15 protein-coding genes are annotated in these 20,569 nt (G+C 44.3%); 12 read left to right on the top strand and 3 right to left on the bottom strand.

Annotated elements, in window-relative coordinates; all coding sequences use genetic code 11:
• Positions 1-965: 965 nt before the first annotated feature.
• From addB to H605_RS0101040, 7 genes are all read left to right on the top strand, one after another.
• Positions 966-4,457, top strand: coding sequence for a helicase-exonuclease AddAB subunit AddB (addB, locus tag H605_RS0101070; protein WP_029052492.1), 3,492 nt, complete (start codon positions 966-968; stop codon positions 4,455-4,457).
• Positions 4,441-8,145 carry a helicase-exonuclease AddAB subunit AddA gene (gene addA, locus H605_RS0101065; RefSeq protein WP_029052491.1) on the top strand — a complete coding sequence of 1,235 codons (3,705 nt, stop codon included), beginning with the start codon at positions 4,441-4,443 and terminating at the stop codon, positions 8,143-8,145. The genes addB and addA overlap by 17 nt, the downstream gene beginning before the upstream one ends.
• Positions 8,142-9,329, top strand: a complete 1,188-nt coding sequence (locus tag H605_RS0101060; protein WP_029052490.1) for a DUF418 domain-containing protein — start codon at positions 8,142-8,144, stop codon at positions 9,327-9,329. Before addA ends, H605_RS0101060 begins: the two co-directional genes overlap by 4 nt.
• Before the next feature lie 55 nt (positions 9,330-9,384).
• Positions 9,385-10,281 carry a fumarylacetoacetate hydrolase family protein gene (locus H605_RS0101055; RefSeq protein WP_029052489.1) on the top strand — a complete coding sequence of 299 codons (897 nt, stop codon included), beginning with the start codon at positions 9,385-9,387 and terminating at the stop codon, positions 10,279-10,281.
• Positions 10,282-10,373: 92 nt separating this feature from the next.
• Positions 10,374-10,748 carry a YisL family protein gene (locus tag H605_RS0101050; RefSeq protein WP_029052488.1) on the top strand — a complete coding sequence of 125 codons (375 nt, stop codon included), beginning with the start codon at positions 10,374-10,376 and terminating at the stop codon, positions 10,746-10,748.
• Positions 10,749-10,778: 30 nt separating this feature from the next.
• Positions 10,779-10,910 carry a resistance to Congo red protein gene (locus H605_RS19325; protein WP_233201620.1) on the top strand — a complete coding sequence of 44 codons (132 nt, stop codon included), beginning with the start codon at positions 10,779-10,781 and terminating at the stop codon, positions 10,908-10,910.
• A 180-nt stretch (positions 10,911-11,090) separates the two neighbouring features.
• Entirely contained in the window at positions 11,091-12,461 is a 1,371-nt protein-coding gene (locus H605_RS0101040; RefSeq protein ID WP_029052487.1) for an alpha-amylase family glycosyl hydrolase, read from the top strand.
• A gap of 325 nt (positions 12,462-12,786) precedes the next feature.
• On the opposite strand, the gene H605_RS0101030 is transcribed toward H605_RS0101040, so the two are convergent.
• Both H605_RS0101030 and H605_RS0101025 read right to left on the bottom strand, forming a co-directional pair.
• Positions 12,787-13,644 (bottom strand): DegV family protein, encoded by an 858-nt coding sequence (locus H605_RS0101030; RefSeq protein WP_029052486.1) that lies wholly within the window; start codon positions 13,642-13,644, stop codon positions 12,787-12,789.
• A 12-nt stretch (positions 13,645-13,656) separates the two neighbouring features.
• Positions 13,657-14,481 (bottom strand): Cof-type HAD-IIB family hydrolase, encoded by an 825-nt coding sequence (locus H605_RS0101025; protein WP_029052485.1) that lies wholly within the window; start codon positions 14,479-14,481, stop codon positions 13,657-13,659.
• A gap of 172 nt (positions 14,482-14,653) precedes the next feature.
• On the opposite strand from H605_RS0101025, the gene H605_RS0101020 reads away from it, so the two are divergent.
• From H605_RS0101020 to H605_RS17150, 4 genes are all read left to right on the top strand, one after another.
• The gene (locus H605_RS0101020) at positions 14,654-15,430 is read left to right on the top strand and encodes a prolyl oligopeptidase family serine peptidase (RefSeq protein WP_029052484.1); all 777 of its coding nucleotides are present in this window, start codon (positions 14,654-14,656) and stop codon (positions 15,428-15,430) included.
• A gap of 46 nt (positions 15,431-15,476) precedes the next feature.
• On the top strand, positions 15,477-15,791 hold the full coding sequence (locus tag H605_RS0101015; protein ID WP_029052483.1) for a metal-sulfur cluster assembly factor: 315 nt from the start codon (positions 15,477-15,479) through the stop codon (positions 15,789-15,791).
• A 642-nt stretch (positions 15,792-16,433) separates the two neighbouring features.
• Positions 16,434-16,913 (top strand): ribonuclease E activity regulator RraA, encoded by a 480-nt coding sequence (gene rraA / locus H605_RS0101010; protein WP_029052482.1) that lies wholly within the window; start codon positions 16,434-16,436, stop codon positions 16,911-16,913.
• Positions 16,914-17,067: 154 nt separating this feature from the next.
• The gene (locus H605_RS17150; protein WP_418347014.1) at positions 17,068-19,206 is read left to right on the top strand and encodes an ATP-dependent Clp protease ATP-binding subunit; all 2,139 of its coding nucleotides are present in this window, start codon (positions 17,068-17,070) and stop codon (positions 19,204-19,206) included.
• Between the two features lie 57 nt (positions 19,207-19,263).
• Here H605_RS17150 and H605_RS0101000 read toward each other — a convergent pair whose 3' ends face one another.
• Entirely contained in the window at positions 19,264-19,434 is a 171-nt protein-coding gene (locus tag H605_RS0101000; protein ID WP_233208487.1) for a DUF2929 family protein, read from the bottom strand.
• 190 nt (positions 19,435-19,624) lie between these two features.
• Here H605_RS0101000 and H605_RS0100995 point away from each other — a divergent pair, with 190 nt between their 5' ends.
• Positions 19,625-20,557 carry a beta-ketoacyl-ACP synthase III gene (locus tag H605_RS0100995; protein ID WP_029052480.1) on the top strand — a complete coding sequence of 311 codons (933 nt, stop codon included), beginning with the start codon at positions 19,625-19,627 and terminating at the stop codon, positions 20,555-20,557.
• Positions 20,558-20,569 lie beyond the last annotated feature (12 nt).

Genomic DNA, 20,569 nt, shown 5'->3' with positions numbered 1-20,569 from the left:
GTTCCTGTCTCTCTTTTCTTTCGGTACAATGGAAGAAAGAGTGGCAGGATTTTTTGCTTTCTGAAATAAAGAGGAGTGATGGGGGAGGCACCGTTGATCTTCGTTCCAGGCGGACGCTTTCCTGCGGGCATGGCTTGAGCCAAGCGAACAGCGAAGGGTTCGCTTTGCCGTATTTCTGTGTACTTGCAGAAATTAAGGCATCTGTCCGGGGTCTCAAGGCTCATGCTCATAACGCTTCGCTTTTAATCGCAGAAGTGATTGCTATTCCCGCGGGAGTCGCCGCCTTCCACGCAGATCAACTACAGGGTGGTTTTGGTCATTGTGTTTTGGAAAATTATCTTCTTATAGAAAGTTCAAGTGAATATAAAGATATATGGTGTTGGGGTCGTTGCTCGACTGGTTGTTGGAGGCTGAAGTCGCTGAGTGTTTGCTTTCTGGACCCGCACAGGCACGTGGGGGATTGCCTACAGCCAGGAGCCAGCTGGCGGTGGAGCTGCCAGTTGTCTCCTGGCCACGGCCTACCCCGCAGTTGTGCCTGTGCTACTGAGTAGTTTTAATTTTGATTGTGGTTCTAACAAGAATAAAATCAGTGACTTAGTGATACTGATCTTCTATTTTTGAAAAAGAAGTATACGAACTGCCCTACACCCGATGCAACGAAGGCGCCTGCTGTGGTAGGCGTAGCGATGAGACAGAGATAGGCGAACTTCCTGTCTGTGGCTCATCGCGAAAGCCATCCACCAGCGCCGAAGTGGGTACAATGAATTTGCCACTTAGATCGCTAGCTAAACCACAACCTCCTAATTGAACAGGAAAAAGAAAAGCACGTGCAAGAACCACAACTGAACGCCGCTTATTAGGCAGGTTAAATAGAAACGGAATACAAAAGCACTTGGACGATTAAAACAACTAATTACTTTAAAAACCTTATATAAATCCAACATCCAACGAAAGGGGAGAGAAACATGACGCTTCGCTTTATTACCGGTCGCTCCGGAACAGGGAAAACGACTTTTATTGAGCGAGAAATCGCGCAAGAATTGAAAGAACGACCGATGGGGGCGCCTATTATCGTCATCGTACCCGATCAGTTATCTTATTCTATGGAATATAGCCTGTCCGTCAAATCTGGACTGTCCGGCATGATTCGTGCCCAAGTCCTGACATTCAAACGACTGGCGTGGCGGGTTCTGCAAGAAGTGGGTGGCATCACGCGCGAAGAAGTAGACAGCTTCGGCTATCGCATGCTCGTCCGCAGTGTGCTTGAAGACAATAAAGACTCGTTCAAGTTATTTAAACAAGCGGCTTCGAAGCATGGATTCGCTGAGCAGATTAGTGACGTCATGAAGGAATTCAGTAAATATTGTATCGATCAGCAAGCGTTTAGTGAACTGAAGGCGTCACTTGCGGATAAGCAAGCACCACGGATTTTGCAGGATAAGGCGCATGACTTGCAGTTGTTGCTAGAGAAAATTGAAGAACGTCTTGGCACGACCAATATGGACAGCGAAGGGCAACTCAATGCGCTAGCAGATCAGTTGGCACATTCGGAGTGGCTACAAGATGCATCGATCTACATAGACGGCTTCGGTGATTTCACGACTCAGGAATATACGATTATTACGCAATTAATGAAATATACGAAACGTGTGACGGTCGTGTTGCCAATGGAGGAAAAAGTGCATAACGGGGCGCATGAATTATTCCATACTGCGCAGCAACAGTACGAAACGCTTCAGCAACTAGCATACAGTGAGTCTGTCGATCGTGAAGAACGCGTTCATTTGACGGAGTTGCAGCGCTTTTCGAATCAAGAATTGGCGCATTTGGAAGAGCAGTTTGATCACTATCCTCCTGAATCGTTTGAATCGGAAGGGGCGATCCAGATCATCGAAGCGTCGAATCGCCGTGCGGAAGTTCATGCAGTAGCGCGTTCGATTCGCAAGATGATGCGTGAAGGCAAGCGGTACCGAGGGATGACGGTGTTAAACCGACAACCGGATGTCTATAACGAATTGATTCAGAACATATTCACGCAATATGCTATTCCGGTGTTCATTAGTCAGAAGAAACCGATGCTTCATCATCCATTGATCGAATTTGTGCGTTCATTACTTGAGGCGGTGCGTACCGATTGGTCATATGAAGCGGTGTTTAGAGCAGTGAAGACCGACCTGTTTTTCCCTGTAAATGAAAGCAAGCAAGTATGGAGAGAGCGGGCAGACCGCTTGGAGAATTTCGTATTGGCTAAAGGAATTCATGGCAAATCTCGCTGGCAAGATGAAGAGCGTTGGAAAGTTAGTCGCTATAGAGGGCTGGAAAAAGTCCGTACTGTACAGACAGATGAAGAACTGGCGACACAAGCGGAGTTTGCTGAGACGCGCAATATGATTCGCGAGCCGATCGAGCAATTGCAGCAGAAGTTACAGTCTGCTCGTACTGGTCGGGACGTGGCGGAAGCATTGTTTTACACAATAGAGTCTCTTCGTATCTACGATAAGATTATAGAATTACAACAAACAGAACATACGAATAATCGTTTGCAAGCAGCAGCGGAACATGAACAAGCGTGGACGAGTTGGATTAATGTGTTGGATCAGTTTGTCCTGATGTTTGGAGAGAAGCAACTACCGATTGCAGAAGCGATTAAAATATTGGATGAAGGTTTCGATACACTTGAATTCAAATTGATTCCGCCTTCGCTCGATCAAGTCACTGTGACAACTATGGAGTTATTTAATTCGATGGGTGTTGAAGCAGTGTTTGTACTTGGTGCGAATGAAGGGGTATTACCACTGCGCAATGATCACGAAGGGTTGCTGTCGGACAGTGACCGAGAGTTGTTTAGTGAAATTGGCATTACGCTTGCGCCTACGACAAAGCTTCAGCTCATGCGCGAATCATATATGGCATATCGTGCGTTTACCGGAGCGAGTGCGCGTTTGACTGTTAGCTATCCCATTGCGGATGAGGAAGGGAAAGCGTTGATTCCCTCTCTTTACATTCCTAGATTACAGCAGATTGTATCGAATATACCTACCGAGATCGCTGTCATGGAGCCAACGGAATTGTCCGAAGTAGAAGACAAGCTTGCCTATATCGAACATCCTGATGTAGCTCTATCTTATGCAATTCGTATTATGCGACAAGCGTCAACTCATGAAGAAATCGCACCTGAATGGCAAGCGGTTCTTGCGTATTATAAAGAAGATCCACTATGGTCTTCGGTTATAGAGTCAATCGTACAACCAGCATTGAAGCGACAGAAGACCGAATTGCTCGATACAGAACTGACGGCAGGTTTATACGGATCGTCCTTTACAACGAGTGTTTCTAGAATAGAATCGTATTACAGTTGTCCGTTCCAACATTTCACGACGTATGGACTGAATTTGCAAGAGCGCTTTGAATTCCAGCTTGAAGCACCGGATATCGGGGATTTATTCCATGCGGCATTGAAGTGGGTTTCCGATGAAGTCATGCGCCAAGGTTTGTCTTGGGCTGCGTTAACGAAAGAACAGTGCTGGCAGTTAGGCCGTGAAGCGATCGATGCACTCGCGCCGAAGTTCTTCCATCGAATTTTATTGTCGAGTCAACGCTATGCATATATTCAACGAAAGTTGATGCAAATCATTCAACGGACGATCCGTGCCTTACAGTCGCAGGCGCGTAATTCAAGCTTCACGCCAATTGCGATCGAAGCAGGTTTTGGTCCGGATGAAGAAATTGCACCGCTTGAAATCAATCTAAAAAATGGTCAACAGATGCATATTCGAGGGCGAATCGACCGAATTGATACGATGAAAAAAGACGAACAAACGTATTTGCGAGTAGTCGATTATAAATCGTCGGCTCGTGCACTTGACTTGACCGAAGTGTATTACGGCTTATCGTTGCAAATGCTGACGTATTTAGACGTTGCACTTGAGCATGCGGAAGATTGGCTTGGCGTCTACGCAAATCCCGCTGGTGTGTTGTATATGTACGTTCACAATCCGATGCTGCGTTTGACGAAAGAGTTGAACGAAGATGCTGTGGAAAAAGAATTATTGAAATCCTATAAAATGCAAGGTTATATACTGGAAGATGCAGACGTTGCGTTGGCAATGGATGACAACATCGAAAGTGAGTCATTAATTATTCCAGCGCGCTTAAAGAAAGACGGCTCGTTTTATTCGAGTTCAAAAGTCGTACCTCCTGAAGATATTAATATTTTGCGTTCATATGTCCGTAAGAAACATCAGCAGGCAGGGGACGGCATGCTGTCAGGTGATACACGAGTCTATCCGTACCGCCTGAAAGAACATATGCCGTGCACGTTCTGTTCGTATCAGTCGATTTGTCAGTTTGACAGCACTGATCCGACACAGCCTACACGAAACTATACGGCCTATAAGCCGGAAGATTCATTAGAAAAGATGAGGAAGGAGATCGATCCAGATGCGAATTCCAGATAAGCCGCCACATGAGACCTTTACGGACGATCAATGGAAAGCCATCCACGCGTCCGGGAAAGATATTCTCGTATCTGCTGCGGCAGGTTCAGGGAAAACAAAAGTCCTCATCACGCGGATGATTGAAAAAGTATTGAACACGGAACAGCCGATAGATGTGGATCAGTTACTCGTTGTGACGTTCACAAATGCGGCAGCGGCCGAAATGCGTCATCGTATGGCCAGTGCGCTCGAGGAAGCGATCGTTCAAGATCCTTCTTCCGTCCATTTGCGCAGACAGTTGAATCTACTAAATAAAGCACAGATTTCTTCCTTGCACTCATTTTGTCTGCAAGTTGTTCGGCAGTATTCGTATGTTCTCGATATAGATCCTGGGTTCCGTATTGCCGATGCAACCGAGGCAGCGATTTTACGTGATGATACGATTGCACTTGTTTTGGAAGATGCCTACAGTCAGCCGGATCCCGAAGCAATTTATCGTCTAAGTGATAGTTTCACTGCAGACCGTAATGACCAGGCGATCGAGACGCTGATTGATAAACTTTATGATTACTCCCGTGTACATCCGAATCCATCACAGTGGCTAGAGCTCATCCCGCAACAATATGAAATTGGAGATGATGCGACGATCGACGGCTTATCGTTCATCGATTCGCTGAAAGTATCGATCCAGCATACGCTTGAAGAGGCGAAAACGGTTACGCGTGATTTACAACGAGTGGCGGAAATGAATGATGGACCGCTACCTTTGCTTGAAACTGCGAAAGCCGATGAAGCGTGGATTGATGGAGCACTTGACTATATGCTTCACGGCAAATGGGAAGATGCCTTTGCATACTTCCAGACGTTGAAGTGGGTCAAGGCAGGTACGATTCGTAAAGATTCATGTGACGAAGATTTGGCTGCGCGTGGTAAATCGATGCGTGATCAAGTGAAGAAAATCGTCAATGCATTGAAAGATACCTACTTTACTCGAACGCCTGCAAGATTATTAGAAGAAATCCGTTTGATGGCGCCACTTATGCACACGCTTGTCGGATTGGTAGAAGATTTCACCACGCGTTACCAAGCATTGAAAGAAGAGCGCGGCTTAGTGGACTTCTCGGATCTCGAGCATTATGCGTTACAGATTTTATCCGAAGAAGTAGACGGTGAGCGCGTTCCTTCTGATATTGCGAACGATTACCGAAATCGATTTGCAGAAGTATTGGTGGATGAGTATCAAGATACGAACTTCTTGCAGGAAGCGATATTGCAGTTAGTGAAGCAAGGCGGAGAAACAGACGGCAATTTATTCATGGTAGGGGACGTCAAGCAGTCAATTTACCGATTCCGTCTGGCAGAGCCCGGCTTGTTTTTAGGAAAGTATGATCGGTTTACATCAGATGTAGGGGATCAAGGATTGAAAATCGACTTAAATGCCAACTTCCGTAGCCGTAAAGAAGTGCTCGATGCAACGAACTTTATTTTTAGGCAGATCATGGGGACACGTGTTGGAGAAATTGAATATGACGATGCGGCTGCGCTAAAGTACGGTGCGCAATATCCCGAAAAAGACGTTTCAGCTGGATTGACGATTTTGTATGAAAATGAAGAAGAGGACATGTCTGAAGAGCAAGAAGCACAGCAAGAGCTGAAGAAGTCTCAAGTAGAAGCGCGATGTATTGCACAGAAGATTAAGGCGTGGAAAGATGAGCAGGCGCAGGTGGCAGATGCATTCAGCGGTAAGCAACGTCCACTCGAATACAGGGATATTGTCATACTCATGCGCTCGATGACATGGTCGAGTGAAATTGCGGATGAACTAAAAGCCGCTGGGATACCTGTTTATGTCTCCTTATCTTCGGGTTATTTTGACGCTATTGAAGTGATGATTATGCTCAATACATTGCGTGTCGTCGATAATCCATACCAAGATATTCCGCTTGTGTCGGTGTTACGTGCGCCATTCGTAGGCATGACCGAAAATGAGTTAGCGCAAATTCGTCTCGTCAATCGTAATGCCACGTTTTATGAAGCACTGCAATTATTCATGCAGACAGGTGGTGCAGGAGTGAACCCTGCTACACAGGAAAAACTTCAACGCTTTTTCCTATTACTTGAAGACTGGCGGAATATGGCGCGGCACGGTTCGTTATCCGAATTGATCTGGCAAGTATATCAAGATACGCATTATTATGAAATGGTTGGAATCTTGCCGAACGGTAAACAGCGCCAAGCCAATCTACGTGCGTTACATGACCGGGCGATGGCTTATGAAAAGACGTCTTTCCGTGGATTGTTCCGTTTCCTTCGCTTTATCGACCGCATGCGTAAACGCGGCGATGATCTCGGGGAAGCACGGTTCATGAGCGAAAAGGAAAACGTCGTGCGGATCATGACCATTCACTCATCAAAAGGGTTGGAGTTCCCGTATGTATTTTTAGCGGGAATGGGACGTCCGTTCAATAAAATGGACTTCCATAATCCGTATTTATTTGATCAGCATTTCGGACTCGCTGTCAAAGCGATCGATCCGGATAAACGAATTATGTTCACGTCGCTGCCGTTCCTAGCGATTAAAGAAAAAAAGGAACTAGAGATGCGGGCAGAGGAAATGCGCGTGCTCTACGTAGCGATGACACGTGCTAAAGAGCATTTGGAATTGATTGCTTCCGTTAAAGACATTGAAAAGACGATGAACAAGTGGCAAGAAGCACAGTTGTTGGATGAAAATGAACCACTGCCGGAATACACACGTTCACGGGCAACCGGTTATCTCGACTGGATAGGTCCAGCCGTTGCGCGCCACATGGATTTTGGTAAGTTTGGTAAGACGACTGGTGGAGCACTGATGGATGATCCGTCATCATGGGAAGTAAATGCCTACCCGTTTTCTGCTTTCCACAGTACGAATGAAGTGGAGATTGAGGACTGGATACCTGTCGATCAAGAAACAGCCGTGGCGGATCCGAAGTTGGTGGAAGAAGTGCAAAGTCGTTTTGATGCACATTATCCGTTTGACTTTGCAGTGGAACTGTCTTCCAAACAATCCGTCAGTGAGTTGAAACGGATTGCGTTGCTGGAGATTGAACGAGGAGATGCCGATCCGTTTGAAGAAATGGAACCTGACGTCACAAAACGTATCTCGAACCTTCATTCACGGCCATCGTTTCTGCAGAAGCGTTCATTAACGAAAGCAGAAATTGGAACGGCGATGCATACTGTCATGCAGCATCTTGATTTGAAGGCGGAACTAGATCATGCGAGTGCAACGGAATTTGTTAAGCAGCTCGAAAGACGTGAACTGCTGACGAAAGAAGAAGCGGCTGCGATTGATATTCAAGCGATTGTGGCATTTTTCCAAACGACACTTGGCAAACGGATGAAGCAAGCCGATCAAGTGTTGCGGGAAACACCGTTCACCTATGCACTTCCTGCTGTTGAAGGCGAGTTCCAGTTGCTACAAGGTATTGCCGACTGTCTGTTCCATGAAGACGGCGAGTGGGTACTTGTTGATTATAAAACGGATGATATGAGTAAGTTTCATTCTGATCAGGCGATTGCAAAAGAAATGCAAGTCCGTTATGGTACGCAGTTGAATTTGTATAAAAACGTACTGGAATCCATTCTTTCGATTGAGATTAAAGAAATGTTGCTCTATTTATTCAGCGAAGCAAAAATAATTAGCTTACAGGAGGAATTCGTTTGAAATTGACTCCTACACCTCTAACTGAACGGGTGGAAGCACTCGATTACTTGAGAGGAATTGCGTTACTCGGGATTTTGATTGCGAATATGCTACATTTCCATTCGCCGTATGCGTATATGGATCCATATTCGTGGTTTACCGTTCCGCATGAGCAGTCGATGTTTCATTTTATCGATGTGTTTATAGAAGCTAGTTTCTATCCACTATTCGCCATGTTATTTGGCTATGGTGTGAATATGCAGTATGAAAAATCATTGAAAAACAATACACAGTTCGCACCATTCATGGCACGACGCATGGGAATTCTACTGATCTTTGGCGTGTTGCATGCGGTACTCATTTGGTCAGGTGACATTTTGTTTACGTATGCGCTCATGGGATTCATCATGATTGCGGTGATTCGAATTCCGAAGAAATGGTTACTGGCACTTTCGTTCGTTATTTATTTTGTGCCGACATTATTGTTATACAGTATTTTGGCACTTACTCGTAGTGCAACTTCATCAAATATGTTGGATGGATTTGAAGATGTTCAGCAAATCGAACGAGCGATTGCTGCTTATGCAAACGGTGCGTTCGGTGATATTTTCGCTTTCCGTTTGAATGAATTTTTCACGTTTGAAATCATCGGGTCGATCACAGCGGTCTTTATCATTTTACCGTTGATTATGTTCGGTGCTGCATTATCGAAATTCAAAGTCATCGAGCGTATGTATGCGCTGAAAGGGAAGTTGCTACTGGCCATGCTAGTATTCATTCCGATTGGCGTCGTATTGAAGAACATCCCGAGTTGGGACGGTCCGAAATTCGAAAATATCTTACTCGTTCAATCCATATTTGGTGGACCAATTTTGACGCTTGGATATGGGGCATTATTTTTATTACTGTTTCAAATTCCATTTTTAAAGAATATTACGCAACCTTTTGTAAATGTTGGTAGAATGGCATTTACAACGTATATTATGCAGTCAGTGATTGCGACGATGGTATTTTATTCATATGGAGTCGGTCTATATGGTAAAGTAGATATAGTGACCGGCACATGGTTGGCAATCGGAATTTTTGCGATTCAGCTCATTGTAGCGCAGGTTTGGTTAACGAAATTCCGAATGGGACCACTTGAAGCTGTGTGGCGGAAGTGGTCTTACGGAAAGAATTTCGTCGTTAAAGAGGAAAAAAAGTAGATTTTGTCGTAACATAGGAATATGTGAATTCACATGGAAAGGGTTGGGTATTGAAATGAAATTATTGTCATTCCGTTACGAAGGACAGACTTTATTCGGACCAAAAGTTAAACGTGAGGAAGCTGTATGGGATTTACTCGCAATGGCTGAAGCGTTGGAACAAACTGATTTCCCGAAAACGATGATTGAAGGCGTTTCCCATGGTATGGATTTTTTAGAGGAAGTTCGGAAATTGGTAGAGAAAACTGAAGCTGAAGGAAACGTAGAGGAGTTTAAGCGTGCGTTTACTGACATCGAATGGTTGTCTCCAATTCCACGCACACCTAAAAACGTGTTATGTGTGGGTAAGAACTATCTTGACCATGCGGAGGAACTTGGATCAAAAGCACCCGAGAAATTGATGCTATTTACCAAATCTCCAACAGCCATCGCAGGGGACGAGCAAACGTTATCGATCCATAGTGAAGTGACGGATTCATTGGATTATGAAGGAGAATTGGCTGTCGTGATCAGCAAGACAGGCAAAAACATTCCAAAGCAACTGGCATATGATTACGTATTTGGTTACACGATTGGTAATGATATTACAGCACGCAATATCCAGACGGAGCACAAACAGTTCTTCTTAGGTAAAAGTTTAGACGACTCTTGTCCGATGGGGCCTTATGTGGTGACAAAAGACGAAATTCCAAACCCGCAAAATTTATCCGTCGTAACAAAAGTGAATGATGAAGTGCGCCAAAACGGCAATACTTCCAATATGATTTTTAAAATAGATGAATTGATCGCTGAAATCTCTAAGTACGTCACATTAGAGCCGGGTGATGTAATCTTAACAGGTACGCCAGCGGGTGTTGGTAAAGGTATGACACCCCCAACGTACTTGAAAAAAGGCGATACAGTAAAAGTATCCATCGAAGGAATCGGAACACTAGTTAACCGTTTCGAATAATACGCAGGTCTATGAAATAAGCAACAGAATAGTCGTAGTTTGAAAGATATGGTAGAATATCAATCGACTATACTAATGATGAGGTGGAAGTAATGGGATTTTTAACTGATACAACCCACATGCATATTTTTACATGGGTAGTAGGTATTGTACTATTTTTAGTAGCGGCAAGTATGGCAAATGGAACAAAAGGAAAAAAGATTACACATATGATTTTACGACTGTTCTATGTCTTGATCATCATCACAGGAGCTGCGTTATTCTTTAAGCATATGACTATTGATTCCATGCTATATGGCATCAAATTTGTCCTCGGTATTTTGACAATCGGATTTATGGAAATGGTTCTTGTTCGTGGAAATAAAGGGAAGAACACGGGGCTTATGTGGATTCTCTTCATCATCGCGTTACTTGCTACGATGTTCATAGGTTTCAAATTACCAATGGGCTTCAACTTTTTCGCCTAATAACTACTGACTACTAGAGGAGATGAGCAAATGGCAACACAGGCCGGCTGGATATTTTTGATGGTAATCCTGTTGCTGATCGCGTTGTTTGCGGTCTCCGTTGTAGTTAGTGCGCGTAGACAGCGGGATCCGAATTTCTTTACTGAAAACGATAACGAATGACTATGCGCAAGCAGTGGAGGGTTTTTCCTCCACTGCTTTTTTAAATTGACATGGGCATCATACTTTCACAAGATTGCCGTATTTACAGAACGCGTCAATAGTTTTCATAAGAAAGAATAGCATGGCTTGCTACCGTTTGATAAACTAAAAGAAGAGTTTGTATGAGGAGGATTTACTAAAGTGAAACGAATAATCGGACTACTGGCAACCTGTATGCTTGCCCTATCGATAGCACAACCCGCTTTTGCAGATACCGATCGATCTTTCAGCGATGAAAGTATCTATGATTTACTTGTCGACCGTTTCAATAATGGGATTGAATCTAATGATTTTGATGCCGACGCAAAAAATCCAGCTATTTTTAACGGTGGCGACTTTGCAGGAATCAGCAATCGATTGCAACACTTGATCGATATGCACTTTACGATGATTTCTGTCGGACCGGTTTTTAAAACGGCTTCGTATGATGGAAATGAAGTTCTTGATTATCAAGAGATTGAACCGCACTTCGGTACAGCGGAAGAGTTCACCGCGTTAATTGAAGAAATGCATGCGAGCGACTTGAAAATCATGGCAGATTTCCCACTAGTAGGTGAAGTAAGCGATCCTGCTGTACAGCAAGAACTGCTGGAATTCGCTGTGCAATTTGTTTCGGATTATGAATTGGACGGGCTTCGTTTAACATTGCTTAATGATGCGGATACGGAGTTCCTGAATAAAATGATCGAAGCAGTGAAAGATGCGAACGAAGGTCTGTACGTAATTACAAATGAACAGAGTGATGCATCATTTGACAGTATGCCGGCTGAAAAACGAAGTGCAGCGATCCAAGAATCATTTGTGCAAGTAGACCCGGATACGTCTTCACTAGATCAGTTTAGCAATGAAGACGCAGGGAAATTACTGCAGTATGATGATTTAACTGGACCACGTTTTACATATAAAATGGTGGAACTTCGTCAATTCCCACCGACACGTTGGAAAGTAGCGACGGTTGCACAATTCATGCTCCCGGGCGTTCCATTAGTTCCCTATGCAACAGAAATTGCAGTGAATGGTAAAGAGGCACCAGAAACCCATCCGTTCTTTAACTTTAAGACAGATATGGAGTTACACGAGTGGATTGGAGATCTGAACACTCTTCGTAATGACTCGGAAACTCTTCGTACAGGAGATTTCAAGTTCCTGCATAATGAAGATGGATTTGTTGTGTTTGAACGTTCTTCTGAAGAGGAGACGTGGATTATTGCGCTCAATAATACGTCGGAAGTGCAGAGCTTTGAGCTGGATCCTTCGGTGATTGGGGAGAAAAAGAAGCTTCGCGGTGTAATAGGTCAGGATTTGATTAAGGAGACGAAGGATAATAAGTATCATGTCGTACTTGATCGTGAGTTAGCGGAAGTTTATATCATTGAAGAGGATAAAGGATTTAATACGCCTTATCTAATAGCTTCTATTATGGTAGTTGTTCTGTTTGCGTTGTTTTTGTATATGGTTATACGGAAGGGCAAGCAGGGACGGACTGAAGAAGTTGTTAGAGAGAAGAAGTAAGGGGTAAGGCACTGTTGATCAACGTTCCAGGCGGACGCTTTCCCATGGGCGTGGCCTTAAGCCTCCTCGTGCGCTTCGCTTCTGCGGGGTCTCAAGGCGCACGCTTATCCATCGGGAAGAGCCGTTACGAAGAACGGCTTTTGCGAGTAAAAGCGTAGCGTTAGGAGCACATCTTGGCACTCGCCGCCTTCCACTTACGATTAACTATCATATTTTATTGAAATTACAAAGTTAAATTAATAGAAAATAAAGACTCAAGATGAGTTCCTAACATTGGAATTCTTCTTGAGTCTTTGACAGTCTGCGGTTTATGCGGGCTGTTTTTTTATTCGCTTTTTGTGTTGTTGAGGAAGAATAGGGCGATGGTTCCGGGGCCGGCGTGGGAGCCGATGACGGAGCCTATTTGGTGGATTTCGATTGCTTTTGGTTGGATGACTTCTTGGATCATTTCTTGGAACTCTTTGGCAGTGGTTAGATCGTCGCCGTGGCTGATGGCGATGGTTTGTTCTTGTAGGTTGCTGCCGCGTTCTTCCATCATTTCGATCATGCGCCGTAGAACTTTTTTGCGTCCACGGTGTTTTTCAATTGGCACGAGTTTTCCGTCTTCTACGTGAAGTAGCGGTTTAATGTTAAGTAGTCCGCCGAAAAATGCGCTTGCTTTGGATACGCGTCCGCCTTTGGCCAAGTAGTCTAGGTCTTCTACTGTGAAAAGGTGTTCCATATGTGTGGCCATTGTGCGAATTTCTTGTTCGATTTCTCGCATGCCGATGCCTTCATTGCGCAAGCGTACGGCTTCTTTGACGAGTAGACCATAGCCAAGTGAAGCGCAATGTGTATCGATGACTGCCAAGTTCATAGAAGGGTTGTCTTCTTTCACTTGATCACTCGTCATGACTGCCGTTTGGTATGTTCCTGACAGTTGGGAAGAGAAGGCGATATAGATACCGTCTTCTCCGGATGCTGCAAGGTCTTTCCAAGTTGTCATCATTTGATCGGGTGAAGCTTGGGAAGTTTTTGGTTGCTGCCCTTGACGGATCGCATCGAAAACTTCCTTAGAGTTGATCTCGACGATATCTTCGTATTCTTTGCCGTCTAGAAGAACGCTTAATGGGAATAGTTCAACTTCGTTTTCTTCAAAGAAGTCTAAAGGTAAATCACATGCGCTATCCGCAAAAATCTTCATTTCTTTTCCCCCTTATACGACGATGTTTTTCTGTAAGGATAATCGTTCTTCCAGTATACGTGAAATTCCGTCTTCATTATTCGTGCCTGTTATTTCGTCTGCGATGGATTTTAAACGGTCGATGGCATTCCCCATTGCGACACCTGTACCCGCATAGTCAATCATTTCGAGATCGTTGTCTTCGTCTCCAAAGGCGATGATGCGATCTTTCGGCACATTCATCCATTTCGAAACCGCATCAATACCTACTGCTTTGTTGAGGCCGTGACGCACTATTTCCACAATATTAAATGGAGCCCCCCAACGGCGGTGATCGATGACTTCCGCATGTATGTCTTCTAGATGCTGTCGAATCGGATCAACTGTTAGAGAATCGGCTTGGATTAACAAGCTAGTTGGTTCGGTTTTTAATGAATTCCGAATGTCTCCCGATGTGATGAGTGGGTTGCCAAAGTTTAAAATATCCAAAAAGCGCTCATCATGATAGTGCGCATAGACGTCATCCATCACTTCCGCGATAATATTTTCCACCGAGAAGTTCTGCATAGCATCTACTACTTCATTGACGACTGGCAACGCAATCGTTTCATGAATCGTTTGCCATGAACGGTCCGTAGGGTGGTGGACAAAAGCGCCGTTAAAGTTGACGATTGGTGTCGTCAGACCAAGCTGTTGGTAATATATTTCACTAGCACGGTATGGTCTTCCTGTCGCAATCATCACATGGTGTCCTTGTGACACAGCTGTGCGAAGTGTCTGTTCTGTTTTGGGTGAAATTACTTTTTCATCCGTTAATAACGTTCCATCTAAGTCTACTACTATCAAATGTGGCTTCAAGAAATCCTCTCCTATTACAGCTTATACTACCAGAGTGTTATGTCTTTATAGTTTATCGTTAACCGTGTAAGTAAGTCAAAAGAATGAGCAATGAGGTGAAGGTTTTGTATTATCTGGTATATGTTGCTATTCTAACATAACAGTAAATGATTGTAGGAAAAGAGGAATCGTCATGTTAATTCGTTCAGAAAGATGGCAAGAGATCCCGGTACTTCACATCGTAGAAGAGTCAAAAGAGAAAGAACGCATTCCTGTTGTACTATTTTTTCATGGATTCACTAGTGCGAAAGAACATAATTTACACTACGCATATAACCTAGCTAAACTAGGAATTCGTGTCATCTTACCCGAAGCCAAACTGCATGGTGATCGCTCGGAATCCTTAGATGAATTTCAATTAGCATTAAGCTTTTGGGACATCGTGCTGACTTCTATTAAAGAAGCAGATGTTTTACATGCTGAACTTTATGAAAAACAATTGATTGATGATGATACACTAATTGGCATGGGGGGCACCTCAATGGGCGGAATCACGACATTCGGCTGCCTTGCGAATTATGATTGGATCGACGCAACTTCCGTGATGATGGGTTCACCTGCATTCACGCGCCTAGCCAAAGGACAAATTTCTTACGCAGAGCGTGGTGGTAGGGAAATTCCAGTGTCTCAAGAAGAACGGCAGCAACTATTCGCAGCCCTTGACCAAGTGGATCTATCACAAAATCCAGGCAGATTGCATCATCGTCCACTTTTCATTTGGCACGGGGAACAAGATACGATGGTGCCATTTGAGTTTACGAAAGAATTTTACGAAGAAATTCAAGAGGATTACGAAGACGAGCCGGAGCTATTGAAATGGATGCCTGATGAAAATGCCGGGCACACTGTTTCACGTCCGGGAATGCTTGCAGCAGTCGATTGGCTTGCACTGCATTTGCGTGCAAGGTAGTATGTTGGTAAGATAAGATTACTACACAGCAGAGAGGAGCATTTCAATGAACACAGAAGAAGAGATTAAGCAGTATTTATTTGGTGCGTTGGAAAACGTCATCGACCCTGAATTGGGTATTGATATCGTCAATCTTGGATTGGTGTACAATGCAGAGTTGCTTGACGAAGGAGTCGCGAAAGTTACGATGACGCTGACGTCAATGGGTTGCCCAATGGGTCCACAGATTGTAGCGAATATTGAGCAAGAGCTAATGGAACTCCCAGAGGTGAAGGATACAGTGGTAGATATCATTTGGAATCCACCATGGTCCCGCGATAACATGTCACGTTATGCCAAGATTGCACTAGGCGTACGTTAATAGATCATACAAACCACACCGTTTTCAAGCGGTGTGGTTTTTTATGGATTGGAAAAGGTGGTTAGGCTGTCAGGCTGTTGGGATAGGGATTGGCGCTTCGGAGGGGACGCTTTCCTGAGGGCTCGCGGTGAGCCAACCAGGTCGCGAGCTCTCTATTGGTTGTATCACCTGTCGAGCTGATCCTCTAGGAGTCGCCCCTCCTACGCGCCAATCCCTTATAAGCTGAGTGGGTGACATTTTCTGTTATTCAGTGAAATTTGGCTTGTAATCGTTTTATAATCTGGACTGATTTAAACTTGAACTAATGGAACCACAACAATCATTCACTTTCTATTCACAGTATGTAATCTAGTTACCACCACTTTGTAACTAGGATTGAAGCGGAAGCTGGCGGCGACTCCCGATGGATCAGCGTGCGCCTTGAGACCCCGCAGAAGCGAAGCGCACGAGGAGGCTCAAGGCCACGCCCATGGGAAAGCGTCCGCCAGCTGGAGCTTCAATCCCCTTACGGACGCCCTGTAATTATTCTTAGCAAATATCTGTAACTTCTATGACTATATATAGATTTAAAAAAGGAAATGCAGGATTTTGTCGAATAGGAATAGGGTAGCGTCAAACAGAATGTACTAGGGGGAATGGGAAATGTCAGTTAAAACAGCAGACCTTTGCGATGACTTCATCGACGAACTGCAAGTATGTACAGTGGAGTTCAAATCTTACGGAAAACACAAGAGATTCTCGGGGCCGATCTCGACAGTGAAAGTCTTTGAAGACAATGTGCTGGTCAAAGAAGCGCTTCAAACGATTCCAGAAGGCCATGTATTGGTTGTAGACGGCGGGGGTTCAAAGCGCTGCGCACTCATGGGGGACATGCTCGGCGAAATCGCACAAGACCGTAAACTCGCAGGCGTCATTATCTATGGCTGTGCACGCGACACTGCGGATCTTGGCACACAGGAAATTGGTGTCATGGCGATCGGTAGCATGCCGGTCAAGAGTATCAAACGTGGCGAAGGGCAGAAAGACGAAGTTCTGCGCTTCGGAAACGTTGAATGGACACCAGGTCACTATGTCTACGCAGACGAAGATGGGGTAGTCGTTGCGCCACGCCAACTAGTGTAATACACGTCGCTCGCATACTTGCGGGCGACTTTTTATGTCTGAAATAGTTGGCTAATTCGAGTGTTAATCTTTTACTTCAGACAAAAAATATTCTATAATTAAATTAATCAAAGATAGTCAAAGTCAAATAAACGAGAGGCGGATGTATATGCGTATGGACGGAATGCAAGAAGATCAGCGCTCACCACTAGAGCAATTCGGTCGTAATCTTGTAGAAGAAGTGAAAAACGGAAAAATGGATCCGGTTATTGGCCGGGATGAAGAAATTCGAAATGTAATCCGAATATTATCAAGAAAGACCAAAAACAATCCTGTTCTCATCGGGGAGCCTGGCGTTGGTAAAACTGCAATTGTGGAAGGATTGGCGCAGCGTATTGTAAAAGGGGATGTGCCAGAAGGATTGAAAGACCGTCAGATTTTCGAGCTGGATATGAGTGCACTGATTGCGGGTGCGAAGTATCGCGGAGAGTTTGAAGAGCGTCTGAAAAGTGTTTTGAAGCAAGTGAAAGATAGCGATGGCGAAATCATTATGTTCATTGATGAGATTCATACGATAGTTGGAGCTGGGAAAACAGAAGGTGCGATGGACGCGGGGAATATGTTGAAGCCGATGCTTGCACGCGGTGAATTGTATTGTATTGGTGCGACTACACTCGATGAATACCGGATGTATATCGAGAAGGATGCGGCACTTGAAAGACGATTCCAGCAAGTAATGGTGCGTGAACCATCTGTTGAAGATACGGTATCTATTTTGCGTGGACTAAAAGAACGTTTTGAATTGCACCATGGTGTGCGTATTCATGACCGTGCAATAGTTGCCGCTGCAACATTATCTGATCGTTATTTAACTGAACGCTTCATGCCCGATAAAGCAATTGATTTAATCGATGAAGCGAGTGCGATGATTCGTACGGAAATTGATTCAATGCCATCCGAGCTGGATGCGGTGACTCGTAGAATCATGCAACTTGAGATTGAAGAGCAAGCATTGCGTAAAGAGAAAGATACGATGAGTCAGTCGCGTCTACAAACTTTACGAGAAGAGTTAGAAGACTTGAAAGATTCATCAAAAGGTATGCGGGAGCAGTGGGATGAAGAAAAAGCTGCATTGAAAATTATTCAAAGTAAACGTGAAGAACTGGATCGTTACCGTAGAGAACTTGAAGAGGCGCAAGGTAGTTTTGATTTGAACAAAGCCGCTGAATTACAGTACGGTAAAATTCCCGCGTTGGAAAAAGAATTGAAAGCATTGGAAAGTCCGTTAGAAGGAACGAAGGATATACGTCTGTTACGTGAAGAAGTGACGGAAGAAGAGATCGCTTCAATCGTTGCTCGTTGGACAGGTATTCCGGTAACGAAACTAGTTGAAGGAGAGCGTGAGAAGTTATTGCGCTTGCATGAAACATTGAAAGAACGCGTCATTGGACAAGACAATGCAGTACAACTTGTCACAGAAGCTGTCTGGCGTGCGCGTGCTGGGATTCAAGATCCAAATAAGCCTATTGGGTCGTTCTTATTCCTTGGACCGACTGGCGTAGGGAAGACAGAGCTTGCGAAAACATTGGCAGCGACGTTATTTGATTCGGAAGATCACTTCGTACGAATCGATATGTCTGAGTATATGGAGAAACATAGTGTGTCACGTCTAGTCGGCGCACCTCCAGGATACATCGGCTATGAAGAAGGCGGTCAGTTAACGGAAGCGGTACGACGCAATCCATATGCTGTTGTATTATTGGATGAAATTGAAAAAGCGCATCCTGATGTAGCGAATATTTTACTGCAAATTTTAGATGACGGTCGTATTACTGATAGTCAAGGGCGTTTAGTAAACTTTACGAACACTGTCATCATCATGACATCGAATATCGGGTCAGCTTATTTACTCGAGAATGATTTAGAAGATACAGAGCATGCCAAAGAAGATTTGATCATGGCAGCACTTCGTAGTCATTTCAAACCGGAGTTATTGAACCGAATGGATGATATTATTATCTTCCATTCATTGACCACTGATTCATTTAAAGCAATTACCAACAAGATGCTTGGTGATTTGGTTGAGCGTCTGGAAGAGCAAGATTTATTGCTCGTCTATGATGATGAGGTACTCGACTGGATTGTTCGAGAAGGGGCAGATGCGGACTTTGGTGCGCGACCATTGAAACGATTCATTCAGCGACATGTGGAAACAAAAGTTGCGAAAGAGGTTATACGAGGCGGTCTTGTGGAAGGACAGCAAATCAAATTGTCCATGCAAGAAGGAGAATTGGTTGTGGAAGTTGTCCGATGAGATCAAAATAAAAAGCGTAAGAACTGTTGAACAGTTCTTACGCTTTTTGGTCGTAAATCAAACGTCTGCTGGTGATTCGTCTGGAATGATTGTAGTGATAATCAATACAAGGATAGCCAAAACGATTGAGACGGTAACGCCCGCCATGAAGTCAAATGCATTGCCCCCAATGGAGCCAGCAACATAGTTTAACATAGCTACCAAGAGGAACGACCAAACAAATGTCATAATATAGTGCATGATTTTCACCTCGACTAGTCTATTTCATAGTACATCATACCATAGTAAGCTAAAACGTTGAAATGAAATTACACATTATATTTGACGGAAAAGTGTCCTCGTCTTGAAAAAGCATGTTTTTTCTTCTATAATTACTACCAGGTACTAATATTAGATGATAAGGAACGGGGTAGATGAGATGAGAGCTGGACTTTTAGGAATGGGGAAATATGTTCCACCAACTGTTTTAACAAACCATGATTTAGAAAAACGTTTAGACACATCAGACGAATGGATTCGCACGCGTACGGGAATAGAAGAGCGTCGAATCGCAGAAGATACTATTGATACATCGGACATGGCGTTTGAAGCAGCGAAAGACGCATTACAGTCAGCAGATATTCGTGCCGATCAAATCGGTCTCATTTTGGTAGCTACAGTTACGCCAGATAAGATTTTCCCGTCTGTCGCAACGATGATCCAAGAACGTTTAGGTGCTAAAAACGCAGCGGCGATGGATATTTCTGCAGCATGTGCAGGGTTCATCTATGGTATCGTAACAGCGAAGCAATTTGTTGAGTCAGGCACATATGATTATGTCCTCGTAGTAGGCGTGGAAAAGTTATCAAAAATCGTTGACTGGGAAGATCGTAATACCGCTGTCCTGTTCGGTGACGGTGCTGGAGCAACAGTCGTTGGTAAAGTCAGTGAAGGAAGAGGAATCCTATCATTTGAATTGGGAGCAGACGGTTCGGGTGGAAAACATCTCCATCACGATAAATATCTAGAAATGAACGGCCGTGAAGTATTCAAGTTTGCGGTCCGCCAAATGGGAGAAACAGCAGTCAACGTTGCGGAAAAAGCTGGTTTGAAGACAGACGAAGTGGACTATCTTGTGCCGCACCAAGCGAATATCCGTATTATGGAAGCGTCGCGTGAGCGTTTAGGCTTGCCGGTTGAGAAGATGTCGAAAACGGTTCATAAGTACGGGAATACATCGGCCGCATCTATACCAATTTCATTGACGGACGATTTAGCTGAAGGTCGAGTGAAAGATGATGATGTGATTGTTCTGGTAGGATTCGGTGGCGGCTTGACATGGGGCGGCTTATGTATAAAATGGGGTAAGTAATTAGCCTGGAAA

Origin of the sequence: Sporosarcina ureae DSM 2281 (genome assembly GCF_000425545.1) — a bacterium.
Taxonomy (GTDB): Bacteria; Bacillota; Bacilli; order Bacillales_A; family Planococcaceae; genus Sporosarcina; species Sporosarcina ureae.
The sequence above is the reverse complement of the archived record's forward strand: the minus strand, read 5'-3'. Positions and strand labels throughout refer to the sequence as shown.